1 protein-coding gene is annotated in these 233 nt (G+C 45.5%); it reads left to right on the top strand.

All coding sequences use genetic code 11. From position 1 onward, the window contains the following. Positions 1-233, top strand: a 233-nt coding sequence (locus SB717_RS39765; protein WP_410908857.1) for a cadherin-like domain-containing protein, incomplete at both ends; no start/stop codon positions are given.

Genomic DNA, 233 nt, shown 5'->3' with positions numbered 1-233 from the left:
AATGGAACGGTCATTGTGAATCCAGACGGCACCTACACGTATACGCCAAATGAAAATTACAATGGGATAGATAGCTTTAGTGTAGTAGTAAGTGACGGCCAGGGAGAAACGGCAGTTTCTACAATCACGATTACAGTTCTGCCAGTAAATGATCCACCAGTAGGCCCAGTAGTGGTAACCTTGGTCACGAATGAAGATACGCCAGTGTCCAGTCAAATCACAGCGTTTGATCC

This window comes from Priestia sp. SIMBA_032 (assembly GCF_046535215.1).
GTDB lineage: Bacteria > Bacillota > Bacilli > Bacillales > Bacillaceae_H > Priestia > Priestia aryabhattai.
This window is presented reverse-complemented; position numbering and strand designations above follow the sequence as displayed.